The sequence below is a fragment of the Sphingobacterium micropteri genome, assembly GCF_014692515.1.
Taxonomy (GTDB): domain Bacteria; phylum Bacteroidota; class Bacteroidia; order Sphingobacteriales; family Sphingobacteriaceae; genus Sphingobacterium; species Sphingobacterium micropteri.
The window spans coordinates 1-903 of sequence record NZ_JACOIK010000032.1 but is presented as its reverse complement, the minus strand read 5'-3'; the positions used below and the strand labels follow the sequence as shown (position 1 = coordinate 903).

The 903-nt window shown below is 44.1% G+C and carries 1 protein-coding gene; it reads right to left on the bottom strand.

Annotation, left to right across the window (positions count from 1 at the left end; all coding sequences use genetic code 11):
* Window positions 1-805 (bottom strand): helix-turn-helix domain-containing protein (locus tag H8B06_RS20470; protein WP_190996048.1); only part of this gene is annotated, 805 nt, incomplete at its 3' end.
* Between the last annotated feature and the right edge of the window lie 98 nt (window positions 806-903).

Genomic DNA, 903 nt, shown 5'->3' with positions numbered 1-903 from the left:
TTGTCTGTGGGCTTTTAGCTTTGGTCTTACTGTGTTCTATATCTTCAATAGCCAGATATAACTGGAACTCATGATGTTCCCTTGCTCCGCAATATTCTGTCCCTCTATCGGTGAGTATGCGCAACAGGGGTATGCCATAAGCATCATACATGGGAACGACGCGGTCGTTTAGCATGTCGGCCGCTACCAATGCTATCTTCCGATCGTACAGTTTTGCGGTTGCCATTTTCGAATAGGTGTCGATGAAGGTCTGCTGATATATCTTGCCAACACCCTTGATATAACCGACATAATAGGTATCCTGGGCTCCTAAATAACCTGGATGGTGCGTTTCGATCTCCCCATGGGCAGTCTTTTCCTCCTTGGCTTTTTCCAAAGCTACCACCTGGCTTTCCGTTAGGATCAGCCCTTCCTGTGCAACCTTTGCTTCCAACGCTTTAAGACGTTTCTGGAATGTCTCCAAATCATGACGCAGCCAGACGCATCTTACTCCACAGGGAGAAATGAACATACCTTCTTTCTTCAGCTCATTCGATGCCCGTGTCTGACCAAAAGCGGGATGTTCTATAGCAAATTTCACGACACGCTCTTCGATATGCTGTTCGATTCGGTTCTTTACGTTTGGCTTTCTTCTGCTCAATTCCCGGAGGCCTTCTTCACCGCCGGCTTCAAATAGGTCTTTGTAACGATAGAAAGTATCCCGGCTGTAACCAAGATATTTACATGCCCGAGATACATTCCCTAATTCTTCTGCTAATCCTAGCAATCCTAATCTACTTTTGATTAATTTTGTCTCTACATTCATGTCTGACATTGTTAAGGGGTTAAACTTCAATTTGTTATTCGCATTACAAATCTAGTTTGTTTGCCCTTTAACTGTCAGATGAAATCGAAACTAATGCA